Consider the following 6000-nt stretch of genomic DNA (forward strand, 5'->3'; position numbering starts at 1 on the left):
ATTTGGTTTCATATTCAAAAAGTACGGGCCGCGTAGGCGTCAAGGGCGCGCGTGCGCCCGTGCTCGGGCGTCACGACCGGATCGGGATAGGGTGCACCGGGCTCGAGCCCCCAGCTTCGCGGCACGGCGTCGAAATAGGACAGCGCCAACGGGTCGGGGTTGCGCTTGCCCTCGGCGATCCAGCGGTCGGCATAGGCGCGGTTGCGGTCGAACTTGTCAAGCTGCGTGACCGGGTTGAACACTCGGAAATAGGGGGCCGCGTCCGCGCCGCTGCCGGCGACCCATTGCCAACCCATCGCGTTCGACGCCGGGTCCCAGTCGCGCAGGGTATCGGCGAACCATGCCTGCCCGATGCGCCAGTGGGTCATCAGGTGCTTGCACAGGTAGGATCCGACGATCATCCGTCCCCGGTTGTGCATGCAACCGGTCACGTACAGTTCGCGCATCGCGGCGTCCACGAAACGGATACCGGTGCGCCCCTGTCGCCATGCCGTGACATGCGGGTGGTCGGCGTCTTCGTTCCACGGAAACGCGTCCCAGTCGGGTTTCCAGTTGCTGTCCGTGATATGCGGCGTGTGCCATGCAAGGTGATGGGCGAATTCGCGCCACACCAGTTCCTTCAGGAAGGTCTCCGCCCCGGGCTTGCCCTGCCGCATCGCTTCCAGCCCCGCATGCCAGCAGGTGCGCGCGCTGATTTCGCCCAGCGTCAGGTTTTCGCCCAGCCCGGAGGTGCCGGTTACGGCGGGCAGGTCGCGGTCCGTGTCATATGCCGCGACGCGGTGGGCCATGAACGCGCCCAGCCGCCCTTGAGCCGCGGCTTCGCCCACGGTAAGATGCGAGCGCACGACATCGGCCCCACGTTTCATGGGCGCCGAAAGATCCCAGTCCTCCAGCCGGTCGGACACGGGCCAGGCATCCGGCGCGGGGATACGCGACGGCGCTGTCAGCGGGGCATCGATCTCGGAATCTTTCACCGCTTTCCAGTAGGGCGTGTAGACCCGGTAGAAGCCCCCGGTCTTCGTCTCGACGGCCCAGGGATCGAATAGAAGGTGGCCGCGGATGCGCGTGACCTCGATGTTCTCGGCGGTCAGCGCGTCATGCACCGCGCGGTCGCGGGCACGGGCATCTGGATCGGCAAGGTAGCCGAAGACGACCCGACGGGCACCGGTTTCCGCCACCAGTGCGCGCAAGGTCTCTGCCGCCTTGCCCCGGCGCAGGATCAGGCGGCTGCCACGATCCGCAAGCGCATCGGTCAGCGCGCCCGCGCCCAGCCCCATGCGCCACCGCGGCAGCGCGCCGTAGCCGTCATGCAGCTCGTCCAACAGGAACACGGGTATGACCGGCCCACCGGACGCGACCGCTGCGTCCAGCGCGGGGTTGTCCGACAGGCGCATGTCGCGCCGCACCCACCAGATCACCGGGGCCTTATCGCCCATGCCGTCCCTGCCCTGCCCGTTCGTTCATCTTCATGGCCGGGACATAGCCCGCGCGCCCCCCGGTCAAGGCGACGGCCCGTACCGGCCTCAAGCGCGCAGGTCCACCACGACCCGGCCCCGCACCTGCCCCTTGAGGATCTCGGCGCCCAGCCGTGGCAGATCCTCCAGCTTCGCGGGAACGATCATTGCCTCCAGCTTGTCCAGCGGCAGATCGTTCGCCAGTCGCGCCCAAGCCCGTTCACGCTGCGGCAGCGGGCGCATCACGCTGTCGATCCCCAGCAGGTTCACGCCGCGCAGCAGGAAGGGGATCACGGTCGCGGGCAGCGACGATCCGCCAGCAAGACCGACCGCCGCTACGGAGCCATCGTATTTCATCTGGCCGAGGACACGCGCCAGCATCGGCCCGCCCACGGCATCGATGCACCCGGCCCATGTTTCGGATTCGAGCGGGCGCTTGACCGTTTCCGCCAGTTCGGCACGCGGCACGATCTGGCTGGCGCCGAGATCGCGCAAGTAACCCTCCTGTTCGGGCCGGCCTGTGACGGCGGCGACCTCGTAACCCAGTTTCGACAGGATCGCGGTCGCCACCGACCCGACGCCGCCCGCAGCCCCGGTGACCAGCACCGGGCCCTGCCCCGGTTGCAGCCCGTGATCCTCCAGCGCCAGAACGGCCAGCATCGCGGTATAGCCCGCGGTCCCGATCGCCATGGCCGCGCGCGTGTCGATCGCGTCGGGCAGATGCACCAGCATTCCGCCATCGACGCGCGCCTTTTCGGAATAGCCGCCCCAGCGCGCCTCGCCCACGCGCCAGCCGTTCAGCACCACGCGATCACCCACCGCGATGCGCGGATCGTCCGATGCGGCCACGGTGCCCGCGAAATCGATCCCCGGCACGTGCGGCCAGTTCCGCACAAGCCCGCCGCCCAAACCAAGGCAAAGCCCGTCCTTGTAGTTCAGCGTCGAATACTCGACCGCGACGGTCACGTTGCCGTCGGGCAAGCGGTCTTCGCTCACCTGCTGCACCGTCGCTTTCGTGTTGCCGTCGGGGTCCTTGTCCACGACCAGTGCACGGAACATGCGCGCCTCCCTTTTTCCTTGCGGTATCCGATCCCTGCCCGCGTGGCGGGCGGCGTCCCTCCTGCTTGGCGGATTCCGCCGCGCTTGGGAACCCCGCAGGCCTGAGGCTGCTGCGCGCCCCCGCAGAATTCTTGATGCCCGCCGCGTCCGCGCCTAGCGTGCGTGCAACATGAAGGAGGACATCATGACCCGAATTGCCCGACTCTGCGGCCGCACGGCCCTGGGCGCGGCGCTGGCCGCCGCACCCGCGTTCGCCGCCGATCCCGATCTTCTGATCCTCGACTGGTCGGGATACGAGGAAGACCCGTATTGGGCGCAATACGCCGAACACCACGGCACCAGCCCTACCTACAGCTTCTTCGGCGACGAGTCCGAGGCGTTCCAGAAGCTGCGCTCAGGCTTCCGCGCGGACGTGGCCCATCCCTGCCCGCAATCCGTGGCCAAGTGGCGCGCCGCCGGGCTGATCGAACCGTGGGACATTGACCGCATCCCCAGCTACGCGAACGTGGCCGAAGCCTATCGTACCGACCCGGTCTTCACGGCCGATGGCGACGTGTGGTTCATTCCCGCCGATCTCGGCGCGACCGCCATCGCGTGGAATACGGCCGAGGTCGATCCGGCGGCGGTGGACAGCTTGCAGGTCTTCACCGATCCGGCCTTCGCCGGGCGCATTTCGCTGCCAGACAATGCCGATGACGCCTTTGCGCTTGGGCTGCTCGCCACCGGTGTCACCGACTGGACGACCATGACCGAGGCCGACCTGGACGCGGCCGCCGAATGGCTGCGGCAGGTGCATCCGAACGTGCGGACCTACTGGACGGATGGCGCGGAACTGGCGCAGCTGATGGCGACGGGCGAGGTGCTGATCGCGTGGTCCTGGAACGAGACCCCCGTGCAGTTGTCCGCCGACGGCCATCCGATCGCGTTCCAGAGGGATGCCGCCGAGGGATCGTCGATGTGGTTCTGTGGCTACGTGAACCTTGTGGATGGGCCGGGATCCGAGGACAAGGCGCATGACTTCATGGAAAGCTTCCTGCAGCCCGAAGTCGCCGAATACATCGTTAACGAATGGGGTTATGGTCACGGAAACGCCGCCGCGATGAACGCGATCCCGGCCGACACGCTGGACGCGGTGGGGCTTGGCACGACCACCACACCCGTGTTGCAACAGGTTCCCATGGATATCCGGATGCGTGAACGGATGATTGCCGTGTTCGAGCGGATCAAGACCGGTTTCTGAGCCATTAGCGGAAGGCGGCGGCTCGGATGCGTAGCGGCCGCCACCCAGAAACATGCAAAATGCGTCGCAGGCCGTTGACTGGACATGGTTTTTCGCAGCCATGCACGCGGGACCGCCCCCTCGGACCACCGCGGCGATGATTGAGCATCATGCCGCAAACAGTTGAAATCTAACCTATCCCGATCAGGATACCAGCCGCGAGCACGAGGCTCCCGCCCAGCACCACCTGCAACGCGGCGCGCAGGAACGGCGTATCCATGTAGACTTTCTGGATCCAGGCGATCGCCCAAAGTTCCACGAACACGACGATCACCGCGATCACCGTGGCCACCCAGAAAGCCGGAATCAAATACGGCAACGCGTGGCCGAGCCCACCGACCGTGGTCATCACGCCCGACGACAGCCCGCGTTTCCACGCGGCCCCGCGCCCCGACAACTCCCCGTCATCGGACGCAGCCTCGGTGAAACCCATCGAGATCCCGGCACCCACAGACGCGGCCAGCCCCACCTGGAACGTGGTCCACGTGTCTTGCGTGGCGAAGGCCGTGGCGAAGATCGGCGCCAGCGTCGACACGGACCCGTCCATCAGCCCGGCCAGTCCCGGCTGCACCCAGGTCAGCACGAATTGCCGCTTCGCGCGGGCGTCTTCGTCCGCGCGCGCATCTTCGGTCAGGTGCGTTTCGGTCAGGTCGCGGGCGCGAGTCTCGTGACCCGCCTCGGCGGCAGCAAGATCGTTGAGCAGTGCGCGGGTATCGGCATCGGATGCGCGCTGTGCCGCCTTGATGTAGAAGGTGTGCGCGTCTCGCTCCATCTGTCCGGCAAGTCCGCGGATGTCGTCCAGCGACAGGGCCTCGGCCAGCCAGACGGGCTTGCGGCTGTAATACTCGGCCACATGCTCGCGTCGGATCAGTGGAATCACGTCGCCAAAGCGCGTCTTGTGAAGCGCGATCAGCCGCTGGGCGTGGCCCTCTTCCTCGCGGGCCATGCCGTCGAAGACCGCGGCACTGGCGGGAAAGTCGTCCCGCAGGTGCCCCGCGAACCCGCGATATATCCGGCTGTCGTCTTCCTCTGACGATATGGCAAGGGCGAGAACCTCCTGCTCGGACAAGTCGGCGAAGCGGCGGCGAGTGGAGAACGGGCGCATGTGGGACCTCGGCCTTGATAGTTTGGAACGATTCTAAACATTCAAAGGACGCGATGCAAGCGTCGCTGCGTGCCGGCCCCCCGCGCCAGCGGCCGCATCTCGAAACGCTTGAAATCGCGGCGCGCGCACCGTATATCTGCTTTGTCTTCAGGGACTATGGCGATAAACGCGCTCGTAATAAGCGGCTCGGACCCGGGGGCGGTACCCGGCGGCTCCACCAAAACTTCGTCATTTGCGGAGAATGGGGCCGAAACAGGATCGACGGACGTCTAAAGGGGTTGCTTTCGCTCGGTGAGGTACCACCGTTATCGGTCCGAAAAGTACAATTGCAAATGACAATCGTGCTCCGGTTGCAGTTGCTGCGTAAGCAGTAGCGAGACCGAAACCTAAGCCCTTGCGCCTAGCAGCGTGAGGCGGGGTCCGCAGGCACCTGGCAACAGAAGCCTGCACTTTTCTTAGGGCACCTCAAAGCATTGTTTTACCATCGTTTTTGTTTCCATTTTTGGCGGCTTTGTGATCTCGTCCCCCGTTGCGTACCTGAACCTGCCGAAGAACCGCCTGCCCGCTCGCCTTTCGGTCCGCGTGCCTGCGGAAGTGTTCGACCATTTCCATGGAGATGCCGAGCATATCGGTATCTGCAAACCACTGTATCTTGCGCGGCGCAGCCGGATGGCCGCATTGGCCCGCAGACCGTGCGAGACCGCGCCAAGAAGAATCGGTGCTGTTGGCTTCCACTGAGATTTGACCCGGATAGCGCGTAATTTCCACTGAGATTTGACCCATGTGACCCTTCCCCAAGCGAAGAGCGAGGGGGTGAAAGGAGTGATAGACATGGGACTACTGAACGTTACCCGGAAGCTACTCCTGCGTCAGGGTTTGCCGATCCGGGAGATCGAGCGGGTAGTGCCCCGGTAGCGTCCGAGCACGTGGTGTAATTTCGGCACCGTCGACGGTGTGATCCCTGGTGGCCATCGAGGTGCATGGTCGAGGTGGAGTTTGGCGACTTCAACCACGGACCACACGGAGACCCCGATGACCAAGACTAGAGCGTGTCGCGTTTAATCGGTTCCGTATCCGGCGGCCTTGAAGAAGTTGTTGCACTC

5 protein-coding genes and 1 other RNA gene are annotated in these 6000 nt (G+C 65.4%); 2 read left to right on the forward strand and 4 right to left on the reverse strand.

Annotated elements, in window-relative coordinates:
- Window positions 1-14 precede the first annotated feature (14 nt).
- The gene (locus DDE13_RS12065) at window positions 15-1436 is read right to left on the reverse strand and encodes a cryptochrome/photolyase family protein (RefSeq protein ID WP_111404510.1); all 1422 of its coding nucleotides are present in this window, start codon (window positions 1434-1436) and stop codon (window positions 15-17) included.
- An 87-nt stretch (window positions 1437-1523) separates the two neighbouring features.
- Window positions 1524-2513, reverse strand: a complete 990-nt coding sequence (locus DDE13_RS12070; protein WP_111404512.1) for an MDR family oxidoreductase — start codon at window positions 2511-2513, stop codon at window positions 1524-1526.
- Window positions 2514-2697: 184 nt separating this feature from the next.
- Between DDE13_RS12070 and DDE13_RS12075 the strand changes: the two genes are divergently transcribed.
- Entirely contained in the window at window positions 2698-3753 is a 1056-nt protein-coding gene (locus DDE13_RS12075) for an extracellular solute-binding protein (RefSeq protein WP_111404522.1), read from the forward strand.
- Window positions 3754-3922: 169 nt separating this feature from the next.
- On the opposite strand, the gene mbfA is transcribed toward DDE13_RS12075, so the two are convergent.
- The gene (gene mbfA / locus DDE13_RS12080) at window positions 3923-4897 is read right to left on the reverse strand and encodes an iron exporter MbfA (protein ID WP_111404514.1); all 975 of its coding nucleotides are present in this window, start codon (window positions 4895-4897) and stop codon (window positions 3923-3925) included.
- 104 nt (window positions 4898-5001) lie between these two features.
- Here mbfA and ssrA point away from each other — a divergent pair.
- Window positions 5002-5348: a transfer-messenger RNA gene (gene ssrA / locus DDE13_RS12085) on the forward strand.
- A gap of 14 nt (window positions 5349-5362) precedes the next feature.
- On the opposite strand, the gene DDE13_RS23215 is transcribed toward ssrA, so the two are convergent.
- The gene (locus tag DDE13_RS23215; RefSeq protein WP_222626086.1) at window positions 5363-5680 is read right to left on the reverse strand and encodes a hypothetical protein; all 318 of its coding nucleotides are present in this window, start codon (window positions 5678-5680) and stop codon (window positions 5363-5365) included.
- Window positions 5681-6000 lie beyond the last annotated feature (320 nt).

The organism is Meridianimarinicoccus zhengii (assembly GCF_003254465.1).
Lineage (GTDB): Bacteria > Pseudomonadota > Alphaproteobacteria > Rhodobacterales > Rhodobacteraceae > Meridianimarinicoccus > Meridianimarinicoccus zhengii.